This window comes from Pseudomonas sp. KB_12 (assembly GCF_052114545.1).
GTDB classification, from domain to species: Bacteria; Pseudomonadota; Gammaproteobacteria; order Pseudomonadales; family Pseudomonadaceae; genus Aquipseudomonas; species Aquipseudomonas brassicacearum.
Genome location: NZ_JBFREY010000012.1, coordinates 114,647 through 138,487, shown reverse-complemented (window position 1 = coordinate 138,487; position 23,841 = coordinate 114,647). Strand labels below are relative to the sequence as shown.

Below are 23,841 nucleotides of genomic sequence, written 5' to 3'. Positions count from 1 at the left end.
CTGCGATCTTTTGATCTTGATCTTTCGCTCTCGATTCAATGGGCAGTGGAAAGATCGCAGCCTCGCTTCGCTCGACAGCTCCTACAGAGCCCAGCACAAAGGCTGTGTACCGAGTCAGGAATAAGGAAAAAGGATGCCATGAACACTTACATCCGCTGGTTCCAACGCATCATCTGGGTCGGGATTGTCATGAACATGTTCTTCGCGATCCCGGCGCTGTTCGCGCCGGCGTTGCTGACGTCCATGATCGGCCTGCCCCCCGTATTGTCCGATCCCTGGCTTGAGAACGCCGGCATGTTGCTGGTGGGGATCAGCCTGTTCTACATGCCCTCGGGGTTCAACGCGCCGCGTTTCGTCGTGCATTCGTGGTTGTGCGTGCTGTCGCGGCTGGTGGCGGTGGTGTTCTGGATCTACCTGATCAACACCAACAACCAGGGCCAGCTGTTCGTGCCGATGTTGATGGGCGACCTGAGCATGTTCCTGATCCTGGGCGTGCTGTTGTACCTCGGTTGCCCGGTGGCCAATCGCCCGCTGGCCTTGCTCTGCGCCGGCTGGCGGGAATGGCGCGCCGGCTGGGCGCGGCGCTGGCAGAGCCACGGCTTCAAGGTCGGCACGTTGGTGGTGGTATTGCTGCTGGGTTTCATCGGCTACCAGACCTGGTACCAGATGATCCGGGAAGTGCCGCAACCGGACTTCGCCTCCGATGAAGACCATTACAAATACGCCGCCATTGGCCTGGGCATCGAGGCGCGGATTCCCTACTACCTGTTCGCCGTGTTGCCGCAGATGTGCCCGGAAAAACTGCCCAAGCCGGGCGGTTACGAGGTGTTCGGTTTTCTCTATGAAAACGGCAAAGACCTGCCCATCGGCATGGCCAAGCGGCAGCTCGGTTACCCCACGGTGGAACCCAACTGTGCCCTGTGTCACACCGGCTCCTATCGGGCCAATGCCAGTGACGTAGCGGTTCCGGTCGCTAGCGCGCCGGCCAATACCCTGCAACTGCAGGCCTTCCAGTGGTTCGCCTACGAGTGTGCCAGCGACCCGAAATTCACCCCCGATGCGGTGATGGCGGCGATTAACGGCAAGTTCCAGCTGGGCTTTTTCGAGAAGCTGTACAACCGTTACCTGATCATCCCGATGGCCAAGAGCGCGCTGCTCAAGCAGAAGCAGGCGTATGCCTGGCAGAAGCTGCGTCCGGCCCAGGGGCCAGGGCGGACCGACACCTTCAACCCGACCAAAATGGTGGTGTTCGGCTTCCCGGATGACTCCACCATCGGCACCGTGGACCTGCCGCAGGTCTGGAACCAGAAACCGCGCGAGTCCATGTACCTGCATTGGGACGGCAATAACAACAAGATCCACGAACGCAACTACGCAGCGGCCATGGCCGTGGGCGCGACACCGGAGTCGGTGCTGCCGCCGAGTTTCAACCGGGTGACCAACTGGCTGTTGGGCCACAAGGCACCGGCCTGGCCGTTCGCCCTGGACCAAGGGAAAGTCGCCCAGGGCAAACCGATCTGGGAGAAAAACTGCGCCGGCTGCCATGATTTCGGCCGCAGCGACACCGGCCAGGTCACCACCAACATCGATCAGTTGGGCACCGATCCCCATCGCCTGAACTCCTTCACCACCGGCCTGGTGGCGGCGTTCCACGGCTTCAAGAAACCGCCGTTCGACTTTGGCGCCTACCGCAAGACCCAGAGCTACAGCAACACCCCCACCGACGGCGTCTGGCTGCGCGCGCCGTACCTGCACAACGGTTCGGTGCCGACCCTGTGGGATTTGCTGCAACCGCCGGAGCAGCGTCCGCAGGTGTTCTACACCGGCTCCGACATCTACGACCAGGAGAAGGTCGGCTTCATCACCCGAGGCGCGCAGATGAAGGCGTCGGCCGATTTCAAATATGACACCCGCCAGGAAGGCAACCACAACGGCGGCCACCTGTATGGCACGCAGCTGTCGGACGTCGACAAACGGGCCTTGATCGAATTCATGAAAACCCTGTAGCCCAGGGCATTGCGAAGGAGCGTTCACATGTCATTACTGCACCATTGGGAACATGAGTTCGACAAGCTCAAGGTCCGTTTGCACGGGTTGGTCACGCGGCTGGAGATGTCCTGGCAGAAGCTCGTCAACGAGCTCGAGCCTGAAGAGTTCGAGGCCATCGTCAAGTTGCTGCAGCGGGGTCATGACCAGGCACAATATGTGATCAAGCATGGCGAGCTGCCGGACGACGAACCGGCCGTGCCGTGGGAGTTGTCCCACGGCTTGTCGATCCTCAAGATCGGCAACGCCACGCCCCTGCCGCAAAGCGTGGACGAGTTGCCGACCCGGGTACTCAAGGACGGCACCTTGCTCGGCTGCCGCAAATGGGAACTGCTGGACCTGTTGTGGAGCGAGGCGCTGCTCAAGTGGATCGAAAACCTGCGCCACCACGCGCCGTTCGCTACCAACCCGGCGTTGGTGAAAATGGACAACGACGTGGTGTTGGCGATTGCTGGTGACTGGGGCACCGGGCCGTTCGACAGTCATGCCCCGGCCGTGGCGGTGGCCAACCAGATGGAGCTGGCCCTGGCCGATTTCACCATCCATCTGGGCGACGTGTATTACGCCGGCACCCATTCCCAGGAAGACGTCGACATGGTCGGCTGGCCCCAGGGCAGGCATGGCGCGTTCACCCTCAATTCCAACCATGAGATGTACAGCGGTGCCCACGGCTATTTCAAGGAATTGTCCAAGCGTTTCCCGGTGCAGCAGGGCACCAGCTACTTTGCCTTGTACAACGACGACTGGCTGGTGGTCGGCCTGGACAGTGCCTACGCCTCGGACGCCATGAACCTGTACATGGACGGCACCCTCAACACCCAGCAGATCGAGTGGATGAAAACCCTGCCCAAACGCAAGAAACTCATGGTGCTCAGTCATCACCAGGGTTTTGATATTTCCGGGCACAACAAGACGGCGCTTTACCAACCGGTGTGCGATGCCTTGGGACGCGAGCCGGATTATTGGTATTGGGGGCATTTGCACAACGGCATCTGCTACGCACCGCAAGGCGGATTGCATGCGCGCTGCGCCGGGCACGGGGCGATTCCCTACGGTACTACCAGTGAGTTGAATGGGCATGCCCGGGTGCTGTGGTCGGAAACGCAATTGGCGGGTGACGAGGCGTATCCGCTGCGGGTGTTGAACGGGTATGTGAAGGTGCGGCTGAAGGGGGAGGAGATTGTCGAGACGTTTTATGGGGAGGATGGCAGTGTGCGGTGGTCTTCCCACTGAAGATCGTTCCCACGCTCCGCGTGGGAATGCCTCTACGGACGCTCCGCGTTCGGCTTTTGGGACGCAGAGCGTCCCGGGCTGCATCCCCACGCAGAGCGTGGGGACGATCATCAACCGAAGCTTTGGATTTTAGCCCTGGACTGGAACGCCCTTGAGGTACGGCGCCGGTTCGGCCCCCAGGTTGTTGAGCAAGCGCTCGCTGTACCAATCCACGAAGTTCACCACGCCGAACTCATAAGTCTTGGAGTACGGGCCTGGCTGGTAGGCGGTGGAGTTGATGCCGCGCTGGTTTTCTTCGGCCAGGCGACGGTCCTGGTCGTTGGTGGCGTCCCAGACTTCGCGCATGCGCGCCACGTCGTAGTCCACGCCTTCGACCGCGTCCTTGTGCACCAGCCACTTGGTGGTGACCATGGTTTCCTGGGCGCTGATCGGCCACACGGTGAACACGATGATGTGGTCGCCCATGCAGTGGTTCCACGAGTGCGGCAGGTGCAGGATGCGCATCGAGCCCAGGTCCGGGTTCTTGATGCGACCCATCAGCTTGGCGCAGCCTTGCTTGCCATCCATGGTCATCGACACGGTGCCCTTGAGCAGCGGCATGCGCACGATACGGTTGCGCAGGCCGAAACTGGCGTGGGCGTAAGGGATCTTCTCGGCGTCCCAGGCGGCGGCGGAAGCGGCCACATGGTCCTTGAAGGCCTGGTCGGCCCGCGGGTCGGTGACGTCGTCCCATTCCAGCAGGGTCTTGAGCAGTTCAGGGTGCGAGGCGTTGCAGTGGTAGCACTCGCGGTTGTTTTCCAGTACCAGTTTCCAGTTGGCCTTTTCCATCAAGGTGGTTTGCACCGCCACCTTGGTGTTCTCCATGTCGTACGGTTCCATGTAATGGTTCAGCGTCGACAGGAAGTCATCGATGGCCGGCGGGTTCTCTGCCAGGCTGATGAAGATGTAGCCACCTGCGGTCTTCACGTTCACAGGCTTGAGGCCGTACTGCTTCATGTCGAAGTCGGCGCCCATCTCGGTGCCGGCGAACAGCAGGCGACCGTCCAGCTCGTAGGTCCACTGGTGGTAGTGGCAGACCAGTTTGGCGACCTTGCCCTTGTCGCTGGTGCACAGCCGCGAACCGCGGTGGCGGCAGACGTTATGGAACGCGTGCACCACGCCCTCGGCACCGCGAATCACGATGATCGGGTTCTTGCCGATTTGCAGGGTCAGGTAGTTGCCCTTGGCCGGGATTTCGCAGGTCATGCCGGCGATCAACCATTCTTTCTGGAAGATTTCCTGCATATCGATATCAAACAGGCGCTCATCGGAGTAGAACGGCTGCGGCAGCGAAAAGGTGCGCTCGCGCTCTTGCAGCATTTGCGCGGTGGCCTTGCGTGCGGGTTCCAGCGGATCGCCCAGGCTCAGGGTAGTGGTGTCCATCGTTTTATCCTCGTGGCCCTCTAAGCGGAGCCGGTGAAAATGACTTGGTAGCCGATGTAACGGGTTGGGATGGTCAATTCCGGCGCAGGAAATCCTGATCCTGCGTTGCCGCTCCTCGCCATAGCGGGCTATGACTCGTCACGGCGCCTTGGCTCAGCATTTCCTGCATCCGGACTTGCCTCACCCCAACCCGTCACATCGGCTACAGGTTGTGCTACGCAAGGCAGAAAACTTTGTTTATCTGTTGGGGCGAGTGTGGGGCCGCGCAGGGGCGCAACCTTATCCATGGGCGACATGGCCCAATCTGTTCCCGACGCGCAAGCCCCGGTAGTTGGGGGCTGGTCGCGATAAGTATGTGAATGTCGCAGATAGGTAAATGGTCACTCAGGCGCCTGCGCACAATCGCCCTCATGAAGGCCGACAGTCGGCCGTGGAGATCAGCATGTCCAATAACTTCCTGAACCCGGTCACGACCCAGACCTGGGCCAATGGCCGACATATCGTACGTTGCGTCAAAGTCATCCAGGAAACCTGGGATGTGCGCACCTTCTGCTTCATGGCCGACCAGCCGATCCTGTTCTTTTTCAAGCCTGGGCAATTCGTCACCCTGGAGCTGGAAATCGAAGGCCAGCCGATCATGCGCTCCTACACCATCTCCAGCTCGCCGTCGGTGCCCTACAGTTTCTCGGTGACCATCAAGCGCGTGCCGGGGGGCAAGGTTTCCAACTGGCTGCACGACACCCTGCATGAAGGCCAGGAGCTGGCGGTACACGGGCCGGTGGGGTTGTTCAACGCCATCGACTTCTCCAGCCCCAAGGTGCTCTACCTCAGCGGCGGCGTCGGGATTACCCCGGTGATGTCCATGGCGCGCTGGTACTACGACACCAACGCCAATGTCGACATGACCTTTATCCACAGCGCCCGCTCGCCCAAGGACATCATCTACCACCGCGAGCTGGAGCACATGGCGTCGCGGATCGACAACTTCAGCTTGCACCTGATCTGCGAAAAACATGGCCTGGGCGAGCCCTGGGCCGGCTATCGCGGTTATCTGAACCACAAGATGCTGGAATTGATGGTGCCCGACTTCCTCGAGCGCGAGGTGTTCTGCTGCGGCCCGACCCCATACATGACCGCGGTCAAGCGCCTGCTGGAAGCGGCCGGCTACGACATGAAGCGTTATCACGAGGAATCCTTCGGCGCCACACCACCGGAAGCCCGCGCCGACGCCGTGGAACAGGCCGAACAAGCGGCCGACGCCCCGCAAGTCGATGCAGCGGACCTGCATCTGGTGGAGTTCACCTCCTCGGGCAAGAGCATTCGCGTGGGGCCGGGCGAAACCGTGCACGCCGCGGCTGCCAAGCTCGGCATGATGATCCCCAAGGCCTGCGGCATGGGCATCTGCGGTACCTGCAAGGTGCTGAAGCTGGGCGGGGAAGTGGAAATGGACCACAACGGCGGTATCACCGAGGACGACGAGGCCGAGGGGTATATCCTGTCGTGCTGCAGCGTGCCGAAGGGGGATGTGCGGATCGATTTCTGATCTGCCCATCTGTAGGAGCTGTCGAGCAAAGCGAGGCTGCGATCTTTTGATCTTTCGCTTGAGACTCAATCTGGCTTGGAAAGATCGCAGCCTCGCTCCGCTCGGCAGCTCCTACGCGCTCATAACTTCGCGAATATCCGCCGCCAATTCCCGCACCCGCTCTTCCTCGGTATCCCACGAGCACATGAAGCGTGCGCCGCCTTTGCCAATGAACGTGTAGAAACGCCAGCCCTTGGCGGTCAGCGCGGCGATGGCCGGTTCCGAGAGTTGCAGGAACACGCCGTTGGCCTGGACCGGGAACATCAGTTCCACGCCGGGAATGTCGCTGACCAGCTCTGCCAGCAATTGGGCGCAGTGGTTGGCGTGGCGGGCGTGCTTGAGCCAGGCCTGGTTTTGCAGCAAACCGACCCAGGGCGCGGAGAGAAAACGCATCTTCGAAGCCAGTTGCCCGGCCTGTTTGCAGCGATAGTCGAAGTCTTCGGCCAGATCATGGTTGAAGAACAGGATCGCTTCACCCACCGCCATGCCGTTTTTCGTGCCGCCAAAGCACAACACGTCCACGCCGGCCTTCCAGGTCAGGTCGGCCGGGGAGCAGCCGAGGAAGGCGCAGGCGTTGGAAAACCGCGCGCCGTCCATGTGCAGGTTCAGCCCCAGTTCCTTGCAGGTGACACTGATGGCGCGGATTTCTTCCGGGGTGTAGACACTGCCGACTTCCGTGGCCTGGGTCAGGGTCACGACCCGGGGCTTGGGGTAGTGGATGTCCTGGCGCTTGAGGGCGATCTCACGGATCGACTCGGGGGTCAGCTTGCCGTTTTCGGTGCGAGCCACCAGCAGCTTGGAACCGTTGGAGAAGAACTCCGGTGCGCCGCATTCGTCGGTTTCGACGTGGGCGGTTTCCGAGCAGATCACGCTGTGGTAACTCTGGCACAGTGAGGACAGCGCCAACGAGTTGGCCGCCGTGCCGTTGAACGCGAAGAACACTTCGCAGTCGGTTTCGAACAAGGCCCGGAAATCGTCCGCCGCGCGGTGGGTCCACTCGTCGTCGCCGTAGGCGCGTTGGTGACCCTGGTTGGCTTCTTCCATGGCCGCCCAGGCTTCGGGGCAAATGCCGGAATAGTTGTCGCTGGCAAACTGTTGACTCTTGTCGGTCATGGCCTTGCTCCTTGAATAGAGAGTCCTGGGTAAAGAGATCCCTGGCGGAATGCCCGGGTGGGGCGCTCCATGGTTCGGCGTGTTTGGGTCCACAGCGCCGTGTCAATGTTGGTGCGCACTTTACCCAAGATTAGCGGGGGAACACACCGGATGTTTCTGTCGGAAAGTATCAAACTCATCGAGCCGTTTTACACATGAGCCGGCGCGACGGGGCGCTGGACCTGCTCAAGTGGCTGGCTCTGTTGGCGATGGTGCTCGATCATCTGCGATATGTCGGTTTCTCCGTCGATTGGCTATATGTACCGGGACGCCTGGCGTTTCCCTGGTTCTGCCTGGCGATGGCGGCGAACCTGGCGCGCAACGACGCCAGCACCGTCCCGTGGCGTTACCTGGGTTGGTTGCTGCTATTCAGTGCCGTCAGCGAAATCCCCTACCGCTTGTTCATCCCTGATCCCACCACCCTGAATGTGATGCCAACCCTGGTCCTGGGCTTGCTGGTGGCGCGCGGTTGGCAGACACCCACCCTGGAGGCACGATGCCAGGCGGTGACGGTGTTGCTGCTGGCGGCGCTGTTTTCGCCGCAACTGATGTTCGGTTTCTTTGGTGTGCTGCTGCCGCTGGCGATGTTGCTGGTCTTCAAGCGTCCCTTGTACATGGCTTTGTTGCCGGGGCTGATCTGCGTGGCGGCCAATCAATGGCGGGTGTTGTATGGCTCGGCGTGGCTGGGGAATGGGGTGGCGCTTTGGGGATTGGTGGCCTGCCTGATCGCGCCATGGCTTGGGCTGATGCTTTTGCGACAGGCTGGTCGTTTTCATCCACCGGCGATGCGGCGCTGGGCGTATGGCCTTTATCCCGCGCATTTCCTACTGTTGCTCGCGGTTCGCCAGATCGTCGCGTAACCCTATGGGAGCAGCATCTTGGGAGCAAAGCCTGTGGGAGCAAGGCTTGCCCGCGATGAAAGCGCCGCGGTCTCCCGTGGACCGAGGCGCCTGGATCGCGAGCAAGCTTTGCTCCCACAGTGCTATCGCGCAGGCCTTGCTCTCCGACTCTTTGATCCCATGTCGTAAACGCACCTTTGCGTGGCGTCCATAGGCATTTGACATGCCTGCGCCAGCCATACCATCGCATCCAAAGGGCACGACCGAATGGTCCGTGCCTCACCGAGACGAAAGGCGCACCGCCGCCGCTGGGAGAGACGCGATGTTCAGCAAGCAAGACCAAATCCAAGGCTACGATGATGCACTGCTGGCGGCGATGAACGCCGAAGAGCAACGCCAGGAAGATCACATCGAACTGATCGCGTCAGAAAACTACACCAGCAAGCGCGTGATGGAGGCCCAGGGCAGCGGCCTGACCAACAAGTACGCCGAAGGCTATCCAGGCAAGCGCTACTACGGTGGCTGCGAACACGTCGACAAAGTCGAAGCCCTGGCCATCGAGCGCGCCAAGCAGTTGTTCGGTGCCGATTACGCCAACGTCCAGCCGCACTCCGGTTCTTCGGCCAACAGCGCCGTGTACCTGGCGCTGCTGCAGGCTGGCGACACCATCCTGGGCATGAGCCTGGCCCACGGCGGTCACTTGACCCACGGTGCCAAGGTGTCGTCCTCGGGCAAGCTCTACAACGCGGTGCAATACGGCATCGACACCACCACCGGCCTGATCGACTACGACGAAGTCGAGCGCCTGGCGGTCGAGCACAAGCCGAAGATGATCGTTGCCGGTTTCTCCGCTTACTCCAAGACCCTGGACTTCCCACGTTTCCGCCAGATCGCCGACAAGGTCGGTGCCCTGCTGTTCGTCGACATGGCCCACGTTGCCGGTCTGGTCGCCGCCGGTCTGTACCCTAATCCACTGCCTTACGCCGACGTGGTCACCACCACCACCCACAAGACCCTGCGCGGTCCACGTGGCGGCCTGATCCTGGCCAAGGCCAACGAAGAGATCGAGAAAAAGCTCAACGCCGCGGTATTCCCCGGCGCCCAGGGCGGCCCGTTGATGCACGTGATCGCCGGCAAGGCGGTGTGCTTCAAGGAAGCGGCGGAGCCTGGCTTCAAGGCTTACCAGCAGCAAGTGATCGATAACGCCCAGGCCATGGCTGGCGTGTTCATCAAGCGCGGCTACGATGTAGTGTCCGGTGGCACCGATAACCACCTGTTCCTGGTCAGCCTGATCCGTCAGGGCCTGACCGGCAAGGACGCCGATGCTGCCCTGGGCCGTGCCCACATCACCGTCAACAAGAACGCCGTGCCGAACGACCCGCAATCGCCGTTCGTGACCTCGGGCCTGCGCATTGGCACCCCGGCGGTGACCACGCGTGGTTTCAAGGTGACCCAGTGCGTCACGCTGGCCGGCTGGATCTGCGACATTCTCGACAACCTCGGCGATGCCGATGTCGAGGCCAATGTCGCGCAGCAAGTGGCGGCCCTGTGCGCGGACTTCCCGGTTTATCGCTGAGTCGGTTTTGGAGTAATGACTATGCAACGCTATTCGGGCTTCGGCCTCTTCAAACACTCTCTCAGCCATCACGAAAACTGGCAGCGGATGTGGCGCACGCCGACCCCGAAAAAGGTCTACGACGTGGTCATCGTCGGCGGTGGCGGGCATGGCCTGGCGACCGCCTACTACCTGGCCAAGGAACACGGCATCACCAACGTGGCCGTGGTCGAGAAGGGCTGGTTGGGCGGCGGTAACACCGCACGCAACACCACCATCGTGCGCTCCAACTACCTGTGGGACGAATCGGCCCACCTGTACGAACACGCGATGAAACTCTGGGAAGGCCTGTCCCAGGACCTGAACTACAACGTGATGTTCTCCCAGCGTGGCGTCTACAACCTGTGCCACACCCTGCAGGACATCCGTGATTCCGAGCGTCGCGTCAGCGCCAACCGCCTCAACGGCGTGGACGGCGAGCTGCTCAACGCCAAGCAAGTGGCCGACGAGATCCCGTACCTGGATTGCTCGAAAAACACCCGCTACCCGGTGATGGGCGCCACCGTCCAGCGCCGCGGCGGCGTGGCCCGTCACGATGCCGTGGCCTGGGGCTTTGCCCGGGCGGCGGACGCGTTGGGCGTGGACCTGATCCAACAGACCGAAGTGATCGGTTTCCGCAAGGAAAACGGCGTATGCATCGGCGTGGAAACCAACAAGGGCTTCATCGGTGCCAAGCGCGTCGGCGTGGTGACGGCCGGTAACTCCGGGCACATGGCCAAGCTCGCGGGCTTCCGCCTGCCGATCGAATCCCACCCGCTGCAAGCGCTGGTGTCCGAGCCGATCAAGCCGATCATCGACAGCGTGATCATGTCCAACGCCGTGCACGGCTACATCAGCCAGTCCGACAAGGGCGACCTGGTGATCGGTGCTGGTATCGACGGCTACAACGGCTACGGCCAGCGTGGCTCGTACCCGGTGATCGAACACACGGTCCAGGCCATCGTCGAGATGTTCCCGGTGTTGTCCCGCGTACGCATGAACCGCCAGTGGGGCGGCATCGTCGACACCACGCCGGACGCCTGCCCGATCATCTCCAAGACCCCGGTGCCGAACATGTTCTTCAACTGCGGTTGGGGCACTGGCGGCTTCAAGGCCACCCCGGGCTCGGGCAACGTCTTCGCTGCAAGCCTGGCCAAGGGTGAAATGCACCCGCTGGCCGCGCCGTTTTCCATCGACCGTTTCCACAACGGCGCACTGATCGACGAACACGGCGCTGCTGCCGTCGCCCACTAACAGGAGAAATCCCTATGTTGCACATCTTCTGTCCTCACTGCGGCGAACTGCGCTCCGAAGAGGAATTCCATGCATCCGGCCAGGCGCATATCCCGCGTCCACTGGATCCGAATGCCTGCACCGACGAACAGTGGGGCGACTACATGTTCTTCCGTGACAACCCACGCGGGTTGCACCATGAGCTGTGGGATCACGTCGCCGGTTGCCGCCAGTACTTCAACGTGACTCGCGACACCGTGACCTACGAGATTCTCGAAACCTACAAGATCGGCCAAAAGCCGCAATTCACCGACAAGGCTGACAGTCCGAAAGCGGCCGCGCAGGCTCTGGGAGAGAAGGTATGAGCCAGATCAATCGCCTGTCCAACGGCGGACGGATCGACCGCAACAAAGCGCTGAGCTTCACCTTCAACGGCCAGACCTACAAAGGCTTCGAGGGCGATTCCCTGGCCGCCGCGCTGCTGGCCAACGGTGTCGACATCATCGGCCGCAGCTTCAAGTATTCGCGTCCGCGCGGCATCTTCGCCGCCGGTGCCGAAGAGCCGAACGCGGTGCTGCAGATCGGTGCCACCGAAGCCACGCAAATCCCTAACGTGCGCGCCACGCAACAGGCGCTGTACCAGGGGCTGGTCGCCACCAGCACCAACGGCTGGCCGAACGTGAACAACGACATGATGGGCATTCTCGGCAAGGTCGGCGGCAAGCTGATGCCGCCGGGCTTCTACTACAAAACCTTCATGTACCCGCAATCGTTCTGGATGACCTACGAGAAGTACATCCGCAAGGCCGCAGGGCTAGGTCGCTCGCCGACCGAGAACGATCCGGACACCTACGACTACATGAACCGTCACTGCGACGTGCTGATCGTCGGCGCAGGCCCCGCTGGCCTGGCCGCCGCACTGGCCGCGGCCCGCAGCGGTGCGCGCGTTATCCTGGCCGATGAGCAGGAAGAGTTCGGCGGTAGCCTGCTCGAATCCCGCGAGAGCCTGGACGGCAAGCCGGCGACCGAATGGGTCGCTGCTGCGGTGGCTGAACTGCAATCGATGCCGCAAGTGTTGCTGTTGCCTCGCGCCACGGTGAACGGTTACCACGACCATAACTTCCTGACCATCCACGAGCGCCTCACCGACCACCTCGGCGACCGCGCACCGATCGGCCAGGTCCGCCAGCGCATCAACCGCGTCCGCGCCAAGCGCGTGGTCCTGGCGACCGGCGCCTGCGAGCGCCCGCTGGTCTATGGCAACAACGACGTGCCGGGCAACATGCTGGCCGGTGCGGTGTCCACCTACGTGCGTCGCTACGGCGTGGCACCGGGCAAGAAACTGGTGCTGAGCACAAACAACGACCACGCCTATCGCGTGGCCCTGGACTGGTTCGACGCCGGCCTGCAAGTGGTGGCTGTCGCCGATGCGCGCAGCAACCCGCGTGGTGCGCTGGTGGAAGAAGCCCGCGCCAAGGGCATTCGCATCCTCACCGGCAGCGCCGTGATCGAGGCCCGTGGCAGCAAGCGCGTCACCGGGGCACGTGTTGCCGCGATCGACGTCCGTGCCCACAAAGTCACCAGCCCCGGCGAATGGCTGGACTGCGACCTGGTGGCCAGCTCCGGCGGCTACAGCCCGGTGGTTCACCTGGCTTCGCACCTGGGTGGCAAGCCGATCTGGCGTGAAGACATCCTCGGTTTCGTACCGGGCGAAGCACCGCAAAAGCGTGTCTGTGTCGGTGGTGTGAATGGTGTCTACAGCCTCGGTGATAGCTTGGCTGACGGTTTTGAAGGCGGCGTGCGCGCGGCCAACGAAGCCGGCTTCAAAGCGGTGGAGGGTGTGTTGCCCAAGGCCCTGAGCCGTCACGAAGAGCCGACCCTGGCGCTGTTCCAGGTGCCTCACGAAAAATCCACTGCACGGGCACCGAAGCAATTCGTCGACCTGCAGAACGACGTCACTGCCGCCGCCATCGAACTCGCCACCCGCGAAGGCTTCGAATCGGTGGAACACGTCAAGCGCTACACCGCACTGGGCTTCGGTACCGACCAGGGCAAACTGGGCAACGTCAACGGCCTGGCCATCGCGGCCCGTTCGCTGAACGTGAGCATCCCGCAGATGGGCACCACCATGTTCCGTCCGAACTACACGCCGGTGACCTTCGGCGCGGTGGCGGGCCGGCACTGCGGGCACATCTTCGAGCCGGTGCGCTTCACCGCGCTGCATGCCTGGCATGTGAAAAGCGGCGCCGAGTTCGAAGACGTCGGCCAGTGGAAGCGTCCTTGGTACTTCCCGAAGAACGGCGAAGACATGCATGCCGCGGTCAAGCGCGAATGCAAGGCCGTGCGTGACAGCGTTGGCCTGCTGGACGCCTCGACCCTGGGCAAGATCGACATCCAGGGTCCGGATGCTCGCGAGTTCCTCAACCGCGTCTACACCAACGCCTGGACCAAGCTCGACGTGGGCAAGGCCCGCTACGGCCTGATGTGCAAGGAAGACGGTATGGTCTTCGACGACGGCGTAACGGCCTGTCTGGCGGACAACCACTTCCTGATGACCACCACCACCGGCGGCGCGGCGCGCGTGCTGCAATGGCTGGAAATCTATCACCAGACCGAATGGCCGGACCTGAAGGTGTACTTCACCTCGGTCACCGACCATTGGGCAACCATGACCCTGTCGGGCCCCAACAGCCGCAAGCTGCTGAGCGACGTCACCGACATCGACCTGGACAAGGACGCTTTCCCGTTCATGACCTGGAAGGAAGGCCTGGTGGGCGGCGTACCGGCGCGGGTGTTCCGCATTTCGTTCACCGGTGAACTGTCGTACGAAATCAACGTGCAGGCCGACTACGCCATGGGCGTGCTCGAGCAGATCGTCGAGGCCGGGAAGAAGTACAACCTGACCCCGTATGGCACCGAGACCATGCACGTATTGCGGGCCGAGAAGGGCTTCATCATTGTCGGTCAGGACACTGACAGCTCGATGACCCCGGACGACCTGAACATGGGCTGGTGCGTAGGACGGACCAAGCCGTTCTCGTGGATCGGCTGGCGCGGCATGAATCGCGAAGATTGCGTGCGTGAAGAGCGCAAGCAACTGGTGGGCCTCAAGCCGATCGACCCGAATGTCTGGCTGCCAGAGGGCGCGCAACTGGTGTTCAACACCAAGCAGGCGATCCCGATGACCATGGTTGGTCACGTGACCTCCAGCTATGCCCACAACTCCCTGGGTTATTCATTTGCCATGGGTGTGGTCAAGGGCGGCCTCAAGCGGATGGGCGAGCGCGTGTTCGCGCCATTGGCCGACGGCAGCGTGATCGAGGCAGAGATTGTTTCTTCGGTGTTCTTCGATCCGAAGGGGGATCGGCAGAATATCTAACATTTAAGCCCTGTGGTGGGGGCGTGTGGGAGCAAAGCTTGCTCGCGATGCAGGCGACACGGTAGCCATCAGACCGAGTTATCGTTCATCGCGGGCAAGCCTTGCTCCCACAGCGCCACGCACCGGCAGGTCGAACAAGCATTCAGACAGGTGCTCCATATGACCGCAGTCAACGTGTACCCACAACGCCCAACCACCGGGGCCAAGGCCGAGTCGTCGCTGCACCATGCCGACCTCGCCAGCCTGGTGGGCAAGGGCCGCAAGAACGCCGGCGTGACCGTGCGCGAGAAAAAACTCCTGGGCCACCTGACCCTTCGTGGCGACGGTCACGACCCGGCGTTCGCCGCCGGCGTGCACAAGGCCCTGGGCCTGGAATTGCCAGGCGCCCTGACCGTCATCGTCAAGGGTGAAACCAGCCTGCAATGGCTTGGCCCGGACGAGTGGCTGCTGGTGGTACCCACCGGCGAAGAGTTTGCCGCCGAGAAAAAACTGCGTGAAGCCCTGGGCGACCTGCACATCCAGGTCGTCAACGTCAGCGGTGGCCAGCAGATCCTCGAACTGTCCGGCCCGAATGTGCGCGACGTGCTGATGAAATCCACCAGCTACGACGTTCACCCAAGCAACTTCCCGGTGGGCAAGGCCGTGGGCACGGTGTTCGCCAAGTCGCAACTGGTGATCCGCCACACGGGCGAAGACACCTGGGAACTGGTGATCCGCCGCAGCTTCTCGGATTACTGGTGGCTGTGGTTGCAGGACGCCGCGGCTGAGTATGGCTTGAGCGTGCAGGCCTGATTCTTGGTCTTGGAATGCTGTTGTGGCGAGGGAGCTTGCTCCCGCTCGGCTCTGTAGGAGCTGCCGAAGGCTGCGATCTTTTGATCTTTCGCTTGGGATTCAAGTGTCCTTGGAAAGATCGCAGCCTCGTTTCACTCGACAGCTCCTACAGAGCCCAGCGGGAGCAAGCTCCCTCGCCACAGGGTTCTATGTCGCCCAGTTAATTTTGAACAGGAGTCACCGCAATGAGCCGCGCCCCAGACACATGGATCTTGACTGCCGACTGCCCCAGCGTGCTCGGCACGGTGGACGCGGTGACCCGCTTTCTGTTCGAGCAGGGCTGCTACGTCACCGAGCACCACTCCTTCGACGACCGGCTTTCGGGGCGCTTCTTCATTCGCGTGGAGTTTCGTCAACCCGACGGTTTTGACGAGCAGAATTTCCGTTCCGGCCTGGCCGAGCGTGCCGAAGCCTTCGGCATGGTTTTCGAACTGACGCCGCCCAACTACCGGCCCAAAGTGGTGATCATGGTCTCCAAGGCCGATCACTGCCTCAACGACTTGCTCTACCGCCAGCGCATCGGCCAGTTGTCCATGGACGTGGTGGCCGTGGTCTCCAACCACCCCGATCTCAAGCCGCTGGCCGACTGGCACCAGATTCCCTACTACCATTTCCCCCTGGACCCGAACGACAAGCCCTCCCAGGAGCGGCAGGTGTGGCAGGTGATCGAAGACACCGGTGCCGAGCTGGTGATCCTTGCGCGCTACATGCAAGTGCTGTCGCCGGAGTTGTGCCGCAAGCTCGACGGCAAGGCGATCAACATTCACCACTCGCTGCTGCCGGGCTTCAAGGGCGCCAAGCCGTATCACCAGGCCTACAACAAAGGCGTGAAACTGGTGGGCGCCACGGCGCACTACATCAACAACGACCTGGACGAAGGTCCGATCATCGCCCAGGGCGTGGAAGTGGTGGACCACAGCCACTATCCCGAAGACCTGATCGCCAAGGGCCGCGATATTGAAGGGCTCACCCTGGCCCGGGCCGTGGGGTATCACATCGAGCGAAGAGTGTTCTTGAACGCCAATCGCACTGTCGTTCTTTAGACCGACATCGCGAGCAAGCTCGCTCCCACAGGGAGTACGCGATCAACTGTGGGAGCGAGCTTGCTCGCGATGAGGCCCTTACAGACGACAAAGAAACAAAGACACAAGCACTAACCCGAGCAATCAACGCGCTGCCTGCCTGGGCAACGCAGTTCCACAAAAACAACAGCGAGGTGAAAGCATGTCTGGTAATCGTGGTGTCGTGTATCTCGGCAACGGCAAGGTCGAAGTACAGAAAATCGACTATCCAAAAATGCAGGACCCGCGCGGCAGGAAGATTGAGCACGGTGTCATCCTGCGCGTGGTCTCCACCAACATCTGCGGCTCCGACCAGCACATGGTGCGCGGCCGTACCACCGCCCAGACCGGCCTGGTCCTGGGTCACGAAATCACCGGTGAAGTGATCGAAAAGGGCAGCGACGTCGAGAACCTGAAAATCGGTGATCTGGTGTCGGTGCCGTTCAACGTGGCTTGCGGGCGCTGCCGTTCCTGCAAAGAGCAACACACTGGCGTCTGCCTGACCGTCAACCCGGCCCGTGCCGGCGGTGCCTACGGTTACGTGGACATGGGCGACTGGACTGGCGGCCAGGCTGAATACGTACTGGTGCCGTACGCCGACTTCAACCTGCTGAAACTGCCGGACCGCGACAAGGCCATGGAGAAAATCCGCGATCTGACCTGCCTGTCCGACATCCTGCCCACCGGCTACCACGGCGCAGTCACCGCCGGCGTTGGCCCTGGCAGCACCGTCTACATCGCCGGTGCCGGCCCGGTTGGCCTGGCGGCCGCCGCTTCCGCCCGTCTGCTGGGCGCGGCCGTGGTGATCATTGGTGACGTCAACTCCATCCGCCTGGCCCACGCCAAGGCTCAAGGCTTCGAAATTGTCGACCTGTCCACCGACACCCCGCTGCACGAGCAAATCGCCGCACTGTTGGGCGAGCCAGAGGTGGATTGCGCCGTCGACTGCGTCGGCTTCGAAGCCCGCGGCCACGGCCATGACGGCGTCAAGCACGAAGCCCCGGCCACCGTGCTCAACTCATTGATGGGCGTGGTCCGCGTCGCTGGCAAAATCGGCATCCCCGGCCTCTACGTCACCGAAGACCCGGGCGCTGTCGATGCGGCGGCGAAAATGGGCAGCCTGAGCATCCGCTTCGGCCTGGGCTGGGCCAAATCCCACAGCTTCCATACTGGCCAGACCCCAGTGATGAAGTACAACCGCCAACTGATGCAGGCGATCATGTGGGACCGTATCAACATTGCTGAAATCGTTGGCGTACAGGTGATCAGCCTGGATGACGCGCCGAAGGGTTACGGCGAGTTCGATGCGGGCGTGCCGAAGAAGTTTGTGATTGATCCGCATAAGTTGTTCAGTGCGGCGTAAGCGGTAAAGGGCAAGACGGGGAAAGGGCGACTGTGATGTCGCCCTTTTTATTCAGCTCAGCGTAAAGCGTGGGTGATGCGAGGATGTAAGTATTGGCTGCTTAAGTTCGTCGAACTCTGTTGCGCGACACCTCCTCGTAAGACGGTGGAGCATCGTAAGGTGGTGGCGGAGTATCATCGTAACCGGGAGGCACAACGCCAAATCGATGTCTAAGAGCAGTTAGCCCTGGATCATTGTCATCCATAACAACAGCTGGTCTATGACCTTCAGCAGCTCTACGAGCTCTCCTTGCTGTGAAGGGGTCCCACCATGAGTGTTGTGAAGAAGCGCGCGGCCGAGAGAGTTCCGGTGATGGGGGGCCTGAAGCAAACGGAATGTCCGATGTCTCACCCCCGTCTAAGTAGTAGGAATGCGAGCCGCGACGGGAGGCAGAAGGCGAGTGATGTACTGCTATCGTTTCTCTAGTTGTCCATGCAGCAGTTAAATCGTTCGGGCTCTTTGATGCGATGGGAGAAGGAGGGGGCGTAAGTGGTCTATTGGGAACTCCGTTGGTTGGGAACCCTGAGATGCCTTGTCCTGCTGTCTCTTGCACTGCAAGGTTATAGGCCCGATCAGCACGCGCTACTCGCGACGATGGCGGTATGAATCCCAGTGCCCTCCCAATGGATTTAAACCATGCCGGTAAGTGCCCCGTCGGATCCACCCGATTTACCGGATCTCCAACACAGTACGTATAAGCATTCACGCCCCCGTCCCCAAACGGACTCAAACTGTCCGGGCTGTTAAACCGCATCAATACCGGATTGAACGCCCGATACCCATTACCCAACAAATAATGCCCCGTCACCGGATCCGGCCGTTCGCCGTTGAAGCCGAGCAGGCTGAGTAAGCCGTTTTCCGCCGGGCGATGGCCGTAGGGTGTGTAGGCGAGGGGATGAGGCTGTGTGGCATCGAGCGCGTGCAGCACCGAGCGTTGCTGATCGGTGGCGAGCAAGGTGCTTTCGATGACGCCATCCTGGCGCTGTTGTTGCGCCAGGAGTTGATCGCCCTGCTGGAAAATCGAGCGCTGTACCGAGCCCTGGATCTCGCTGGTCAGGCGCTCCTTCAGGTAGAAGCGCTGGGTGTGGGCCTGGGCCGATGGCGTGCAATCGACCAGGCGATCCAGTGGGTCATAGTGGTAACGGCAGAGCAGCGTTTTGTGGTTTGCCGACATGAATTGACTCCTGCGTGAGCCGAGGGTTAATCCGGCGTCACTCTCATGGCTTGCATGCCTTTGTCACTCTTCTCGATTTCAAAGAAGACTGTTTGCTTCTGTTTCAATGTTTTATAACCCTCGCCGGCGATCGCCGAGTAATGAACGAACAATTCCTTGCCTCCTTTGCCGCAAGTGATGAAGCCATAGCCCTTTGCATCGTTAAACCACTTCACGGTTCCTTTGATTCGGTCGCTCATTTTTATTCTTCCTGCTTGCCCGAATGAAGAAAGGCACAGGGACTGTGGTTTGCCCAGAGCCTTGTTTGTCGTTGTCACGGCTGCAGGTTAGAACCCGAATGAACAGCTGCCTACTGTCAACGTTGACAGTAGGCAATACCGAGAGGAAATAACGGCTTGCGCGTTGATAGTCGGATGACTGGCGCTGCGGTCAGGCCATGGCTTGTGCCTGCAAGCGGCGACCGATCACGTCCAGCACGTCGCAGCCATCGCGCAAGGGAATCGCCAGGAGCAGGGCGAAGTCGTGGAGGACGACGGCGTCGGAACTGAGCTCTTCGCGAAAGGCGATGTTTTCCAACAGTTGGGTCACGGCGCGGATGCGGTAGGCGGCGGTTTCGTGGAGGACGTCGAGGGGGGCTTGGGTATCGATGAGCAGGGCGGCGGGGGAGCAGTCGACGCCGGTGAGGGGCATGTATCGGTTCATTGGGTAGATCTCAGCAGTTTAGTGGGGGCCGCCACTCACTCGTCGCCAAACGAATGGGTGGCAGCTGTACGCGGGTTGGCGAACCGAAAACTGCAAATCGGCAGACCCGAGAGTCTCCCGCGCACAACTGCCATTAAGCAGTTTTGCGAGTGCAAAAGCCCGTGCCAAAAAGCAGGGCTTCTGACTGCAGTTTATCGAGTCGCCAAACCCGAGTCGCCATGTGGACGACGGGACAACTATAGGCATCGCGGATTGGCTTGGGCAAGGCTCGCTGTTGCGGGTGATTTCCCAAGTAGTTGTAAGATTTTTAGTCGACGGTGATCGAGCGCCGGTTGTGGCCAGAAATTGCACGCGTCGGGTTGTGGACACTGTGTAGGAGCTGCCGAGTGAAACGAGGCTGCGATCTTTCCCCAGACACTTGAGTCTCAAGCGAAAGATCAAAAGATCAAAAGATCGCAGGCTTCGCCAGCTCCTACAGGGTCCAAGTGCCCTCGCCACGGTTAGCGATGGGCCGTTGCAGTCTCGACCCGTTCGCAAAATTCAGGGTAGAACCCTTTGGCGCTAGGACCTTGGCAATAGTCCTGCGCCTGGGCCAGGGCGTCGCTGCTGAATTTCAGGCTGCGGGGCATGCTGGCAAAGGTCTCGTAGCCGCCTTGTTGGGTCTTGATGGCGTCGAACCCTGGCATGTCATAGACCAGTTCCACATCATCATCGGCAAGGATCCGCGCCTTGACCGTCACTTGCGTGTACTGCTTGCCCCCTGGCGCGCCGTTGAGCGCTGCCAGGCCATGGCCGACAACGCGCAGCAGGTGCGGCACCCAGGGCTCGCAGTCATCCGCGCAAGCACCTGGACGGTAAAGCACCGTCAGCGTTTGCTGGTCGCGGGTCACATCGGTAAGCGTCGGGTCGGAGCGCTTGATGCGGTGTTCGATGGTCAGCCAGGTCTTTTGTTCTTCGCTGGTGCCGTCGGCCAGCTCCGGATTCAGTGGGCCGCGCTGGCATTCGTTGACGCCCAGGACAATGAGCATGCCCGTCAGGATAACGGCGAGGGTGGCGCCGCCGATTTTTACGTTCATGGGCAAACTCTGCTGGAGAAAGCCGCACTGTACGGTAACGGTGCGGGCGATGGCAGGGCGCCTTGAAACGCTGTGCAGGAACAGTGACGCGGTTGCCATTCCCGATCAAAGAAACAGGTTGAAGTAGTCTCCGTCCATTAACCTGCACATTCTGGTGTTCGGGCTTTCGCAGCGATTGTTCACCCACCCTGAAAAGGCCGGTTCCAGGATCTGCTGATACTCCATATTCAGATTTATGTCCCCGTACCTGCACGTGATGGTCGCCCTTGTGGTTGCCTGCCTGTCCTCGTCGGCTTCATGAATAACGTACTCGGCACCTTCGAACTGCAACGATTCCGGGTCGACCACGTCCACGAGGCTTTCGCTCTCCCATTCGTGGTCGTCCTGTACATCGACGAAGAAAACATCCTCCACCGATTCAATGTTTCTATGGATGTCAGTGACGGCAGGGCAGGTTATTTCACCGGCATGGGCTTGGCCGATGATCAGCAAAAGCAACGCCGCGCCTCCAGTCAGTATTTTTTTCATGTGCCAGGCTCCAGGGCTCAGATCAACGATTCACGGCTTTGGTCGGGCGGGCTACTGTCAAGGTGGGCAGTTCTTTATGTCAATTTAGAACTGTATATGGATGTTTGGTAACTTTTAGCTATATAAAAAAGCGCAGTTTTCGTTGATTCAGAAACTTCTGACGGCCTTGGAAGAATTTTCTGTAATGGCTATCGGCCATTCCTGTAATACGTTTAGGAACAATCTGCGTCCACACCAGTCCAACGCACGCTTTACGCCGCTCTCTATGAGCGGCTTTTTCATGCTCAAGAGGAAGTCCCGGATGAAGGTTTCACGTGGTTTTGCTCTGTCTTGCCTGTTGACGCTGGCTGCCAGCCCAGCCTTCGCGCAGTTCAGCCTCAGTGATGCAGCCAATGTGGTGTCGGCGATGCAGGGCAACCAAGGCGAGCAGGGTGAGGGCGCCGTGGCCGCCGCGCCGAAAGCCGCCGGCCTGCTCAACACCTTGGGATCGGAACTCAAGATCACGCCGGAACAGGCCATCGGCGGTGCCGGTGCGATGCTGGGGCTGGCGAAGAACCGACTCAGCGAGCCGCAGTTTTCCGAGTTGAGCAAAAGTGTCCCGGGCCTGGATCAGATCGCTGGGAACAGCGCCATCGGTGGGCTCAATGGCCTGGGCGGTTTGCTCGGCGGCGGGTCGGACAAGAATGCACTGCTCGACGGCTTGCTGGGCAACGTCAAGGACACCGGCGACCTGAACAATGCCTTCAGTGCGCTGGGCATGGACAGCGGCATGATCGGCCAGTTTGCCCCGATCATCTTGCAGTACCTCGGTCAACAGGGCGTGGCGGGTTCGTTGCTGCAGAATCTGGGGGGGATTTGGGGGAGTAGTGCGGGTGTTTGATGAGGTGTGGCGACATCGAAAATCCGCCACGCAACCATCAGAATCTCAAGCTGAAATAGTCGGTGTTCACTCGTCTGCAGGTGTCGGTGCCCCGGCTGGCGCAACGGTTGGCGGCCGAGGGTAAAGACATCGGCTGATAATCCAGCGTGAGATTGTTCTCGCCGTAATTGCAGGTGATGGTCACCCTCCTCGGTACCTGCTCATCTTCGTCGGGTCCATGGATCGCGAACTCGGCGTCGTTGAAGGGCAGCGCCGCCGGGTTGAGCTCCTGCACGAGGCTCTGGCTTTGCCATTCGGGATCATCCTGCATTTCTATCGTCGCAGTGTTGTCATGGAGTTGTGCCACGGCCGGACAAGTGACTTCTCCGGCGTGGACATGGCCGATCATCAGCAGAATTATTCCGCCGCCGCCCGTCATGAAGTTTCGCATGTGTTTGCTTCCGTGTTATGTCCCGGCGACATGGTTACGGCTGGGTCTGGCGAGGGGTACTGTCAGGGTTGACAGTTTTTTATGCTGATTTGGAATAAAAAAATGCCAGGTCCAAAAGCCGAGCCTTCAGCATCGGAGCTTTTTCAGCCGCTGCCTACTATCAGAACTGTTAGGTTCCACTCCTTTCGTTGCGCAATTGGGCGATGCGTCGGTCCTTTTCAGTCCAGAGCTGATTAACCCAATCCTGCACCTGCTGGCGAAACTCCGGGTCGTTTTCGTAGTCGCCCTGCCAGAGCGTAGGGTCCAGCTCGCGGGTCTGGATGTCGATGATGACCCTGGGCACCGCGCCGCTGATCAAGTCCCAGAACCCGGGGATGCGTTGCTGCGGATAGACCACTGTCACGTCCAGCACCGCGTCCAGCTGTCCGCCCATGGCCGCCAGCACGAACGCCACGCCACCGGCCTTGGGCTTGAGCAGGTGGGTGAAGGGGGATTGCTGTTGTTGGCTTTTGGCGGCGGTGAAGCGGGTGCCTTCGAGGTAGTTGACCACGGTGACCGGTTGACGCTTGAACAGCTCGCAGGCGGCCTTGGTGATTTCCAGGTCCTTGCCGGCCAGTTCCGGGTTTTTTGCCAGGAACGCCTTGGTGTAGCGCTTCATGAACGGGTAATCCAAGGCCCACCAGGCCAGCCCCAGGAATGGCACCCAGATCAGTTCTTTCTTGAGGAAGAACTTGAAGAACGGCGTACGCCGGTTGAGGGTCTGGACGAGGGCGGGGATGTCTACCCAGGATTGGTGATTGCTGATCACCAGGTAAGACGTATCGCCACGCAGGTCCGCGCCGCCGCGGATGTCCCAGTGGGTGGGGATGCACAGGGCAAAGATCAGCTTGTCGATCTCGGCCCAGGTCTCGGCGATCCACATCACCGCCCACGAGGCATAGTCGCGAAAGCGCCCGGGCAGGATCAGTTTGAGCACGGCGAACACCATCAGCGGCCCGAACAGCACCAGGGTGTTGAGCAATAACAGCAGCGTGACGAAACAGCCGGTGAGCAGGCGGCGCATAGATGACTCTTGCAAACAGGTGGGCGGGCCATGATAAGCAAGCTTCGGGCGGCAGGCCAAATCGGTGTGGACGAAAGTTTCACTTGGGCTAGGGTAGGTTGGGAGTGCTTTTTGTGGTCAGAGACTGCTCTCGCTCGGCTGTGTAGGAGCTGCCGAAGGCTGCGATCTTTTGATCTTTCGCTTCGGACTCAAGTGTCTTTGGAAAGATCGCAGC

The 23,841-nt window shown here is 60.8% G+C and carries 22 protein-coding genes; 13 read left to right on the top strand and 9 right to left on the bottom strand.

The window, feature by feature from the left end:
• Window positions 1-138: 138 nt before the first annotated feature.
• On the top strand, window positions 139-2,007 hold the full coding sequence (locus tag AB4Z20_RS12500) for a hypothetical protein (RefSeq protein ID WP_442090009.1): 1,869 nt from the start codon (window positions 139-141) through the stop codon (window positions 2,005-2,007).
• A gap of 27 nt (window positions 2,008-2,034) precedes the next feature.
• A complete protein-coding gene (locus tag AB4Z20_RS12495; protein ID WP_442090008.1) occupies window positions 2,035-3,279 on the top strand; it encodes a metallophosphoesterase in 1,245 nt (414 codons plus the stop codon).
• A gap of 129 nt (window positions 3,280-3,408) precedes the next feature.
• On the opposite strand, the gene gbcA is transcribed toward AB4Z20_RS12495, so the two are convergent.
• Window positions 3,409-4,701 carry a glycine-betaine demethylase subunit GbcA gene (gene gbcA, locus AB4Z20_RS12490; RefSeq protein ID WP_253470047.1) on the bottom strand — a complete coding sequence of 431 codons (1,293 nt, stop codon included), beginning with the start codon at window positions 4,699-4,701 and terminating at the stop codon, window positions 3,409-3,411.
• Window positions 4,702-5,143: 442 nt separating this feature from the next.
• Here gbcA and gbcB point away from each other — a divergent pair, with 442 nt between their 5' ends.
• Window positions 5,144-6,244 carry a glycine-betaine demethylase subunit GbcB gene (gene gbcB, locus AB4Z20_RS12485; RefSeq protein WP_024618931.1) on the top strand — a complete coding sequence of 367 codons (1,101 nt, stop codon included), beginning with the start codon at window positions 5,144-5,146 and terminating at the stop codon, window positions 6,242-6,244.
• Between the two features lie 111 nt (window positions 6,245-6,355).
• On the opposite strand, the gene AB4Z20_RS12480 is transcribed toward gbcB, so the two are convergent.
• Window positions 6,356-7,396, bottom strand: a complete 1,041-nt coding sequence (locus AB4Z20_RS12480; RefSeq protein ID WP_442090007.1) for a threonine aldolase family protein — start codon at window positions 7,394-7,396, stop codon at window positions 6,356-6,358.
• Window positions 7,397-7,590: 194 nt separating this feature from the next.
• Between AB4Z20_RS12480 and AB4Z20_RS12475 the strand changes: the two genes are divergently transcribed.
• From AB4Z20_RS12475 to fdhA, 8 genes are all read left to right on the top strand, one after another.
• The gene (locus AB4Z20_RS12475) at window positions 7,591-8,295 is read left to right on the top strand and encodes a TraX family protein (RefSeq protein ID WP_320389554.1); all 705 of its coding nucleotides are present in this window, start codon (window positions 7,591-7,593) and stop codon (window positions 8,293-8,295) included.
• A gap of 301 nt (window positions 8,296-8,596) precedes the next feature.
• Window positions 8,597-9,850 (top strand): serine hydroxymethyltransferase, encoded by a 1,254-nt coding sequence (gene glyA, locus AB4Z20_RS12470; protein ID WP_003206308.1) that lies wholly within the window; start codon window positions 8,597-8,599, stop codon window positions 9,848-9,850.
• 21 nt (window positions 9,851-9,871) lie between these two features.
• A complete protein-coding gene (locus AB4Z20_RS12465) occupies window positions 9,872-11,122 on the top strand; it encodes a sarcosine oxidase subunit beta (RefSeq protein ID WP_003177603.1) in 1,251 nt (416 codons plus the stop codon).
• Window positions 11,123-11,136: 14 nt separating this feature from the next.
• Window positions 11,137-11,466, top strand: a complete 330-nt coding sequence (locus AB4Z20_RS12460) for a sarcosine oxidase subunit delta (RefSeq protein ID WP_003206305.1) — start codon at window positions 11,137-11,139, stop codon at window positions 11,464-11,466.
• Window positions 11,463-14,480 carry a sarcosine oxidase subunit alpha gene (locus AB4Z20_RS12455; RefSeq protein WP_214509904.1) on the top strand — a complete coding sequence of 1,006 codons (3,018 nt, stop codon included), beginning with the start codon at window positions 11,463-11,465 and terminating at the stop codon, window positions 14,478-14,480. Before AB4Z20_RS12460 ends, AB4Z20_RS12455 begins: the two co-directional genes overlap by 4 nt.
• Window positions 14,481-14,639: 159 nt before the next feature.
• A complete protein-coding gene (locus tag AB4Z20_RS12450) occupies window positions 14,640-15,272 on the top strand; it encodes a sarcosine oxidase subunit gamma (protein WP_442090005.1) in 633 nt (210 codons plus the stop codon).
• Between the two features lie 224 nt (window positions 15,273-15,496).
• A complete protein-coding gene (gene purU / locus AB4Z20_RS12445) occupies window positions 15,497-16,354 on the top strand; it encodes a formyltetrahydrofolate deformylase (RefSeq protein WP_014340578.1) in 858 nt (285 codons plus the stop codon).
• Between the two features lie 181 nt (window positions 16,355-16,535).
• A complete protein-coding gene (fdhA, locus tag AB4Z20_RS12440) occupies window positions 16,536-17,735 on the top strand; it encodes a formaldehyde dehydrogenase, glutathione-independent (protein WP_003177608.1) in 1,200 nt (399 codons plus the stop codon).
• Window positions 17,736-17,835: 100 nt separating this feature from the next.
• On the opposite strand, the gene AB4Z20_RS12435 is transcribed toward fdhA, so the two are convergent.
• Window positions 17,836-18,702: an RHS repeat-associated core domain-containing protein gene (locus tag AB4Z20_RS12435; RefSeq protein WP_442090015.1), complete on the bottom strand. Its 867-nt coding sequence runs from the start codon at window positions 18,700-18,702 to the stop codon at window positions 17,836-17,838.
• Between the two features lie 6 nt (window positions 18,703-18,708).
• Here AB4Z20_RS12435 and AB4Z20_RS12430 point away from each other — a divergent pair, with 6 nt between their 5' ends.
• Window positions 18,709-18,966 (top strand): hypothetical protein, encoded by a 258-nt coding sequence (locus AB4Z20_RS12430; RefSeq protein WP_442090016.1) that lies wholly within the window; start codon window positions 18,709-18,711, stop codon window positions 18,964-18,966.
• 8 nt (window positions 18,967-18,974) lie between these two features.
• Here the strand turns inward: AB4Z20_RS12430 and AB4Z20_RS12425 are convergent, their stop codons facing one another.
• From AB4Z20_RS12425 to AB4Z20_RS12410, 4 genes are all read right to left on the bottom strand, one after another.
• The gene (locus tag AB4Z20_RS12425) at window positions 18,975-19,187 is read right to left on the bottom strand and encodes a cold-shock protein (protein WP_024619756.1); all 213 of its coding nucleotides are present in this window, start codon (window positions 19,185-19,187) and stop codon (window positions 18,975-18,977) included.
• A 190-nt stretch (window positions 19,188-19,377) separates the two neighbouring features.
• Window positions 19,378-19,650, bottom strand: a complete 273-nt coding sequence (locus tag AB4Z20_RS12420; protein ID WP_018603560.1) for a hypothetical protein — start codon at window positions 19,648-19,650, stop codon at window positions 19,378-19,380.
• Window positions 19,651-20,150: 500 nt separating this feature from the next.
• A complete protein-coding gene (locus tag AB4Z20_RS12415; protein ID WP_253478324.1) occupies window positions 20,151-20,726 on the bottom strand; it encodes a hypothetical protein in 576 nt (191 codons plus the stop codon).
• 105 nt (window positions 20,727-20,831) lie between these two features.
• Window positions 20,832-21,254 carry a DUF3757 domain-containing protein gene (locus AB4Z20_RS12410; RefSeq protein WP_442090002.1) on the bottom strand — a complete coding sequence of 141 codons (423 nt, stop codon included), beginning with the start codon at window positions 21,252-21,254 and terminating at the stop codon, window positions 20,832-20,834.
• 301 nt (window positions 21,255-21,555) lie between these two features.
• Here AB4Z20_RS12410 and AB4Z20_RS12405 point away from each other — a divergent pair, with 301 nt between their 5' ends.
• Window positions 21,556-22,134, top strand: a complete 579-nt coding sequence (locus AB4Z20_RS12405; RefSeq protein ID WP_053182592.1) for a DUF2780 domain-containing protein — start codon at window positions 21,556-21,558, stop codon at window positions 22,132-22,134.
• Window positions 22,135-22,171: 37 nt separating this feature from the next.
• On the opposite strand, the gene AB4Z20_RS12400 is transcribed toward AB4Z20_RS12405, so the two are convergent.
• Both AB4Z20_RS12400 and AB4Z20_RS12395 read right to left on the bottom strand, forming a co-directional pair.
• Window positions 22,172-22,564, bottom strand: coding sequence for a DUF3757 domain-containing protein (locus AB4Z20_RS12400; protein ID WP_258689564.1), 393 nt, complete (start codon window positions 22,562-22,564; stop codon window positions 22,172-22,174).
• A 169-nt stretch (window positions 22,565-22,733) separates the two neighbouring features.
• Window positions 22,734-23,627, bottom strand: coding sequence for an acyltransferase (locus AB4Z20_RS12395; RefSeq protein WP_442089999.1), 894 nt, complete (start codon window positions 23,625-23,627; stop codon window positions 22,734-22,736).
• Between the last annotated feature and the right edge of the window lie 214 nt (window positions 23,628-23,841).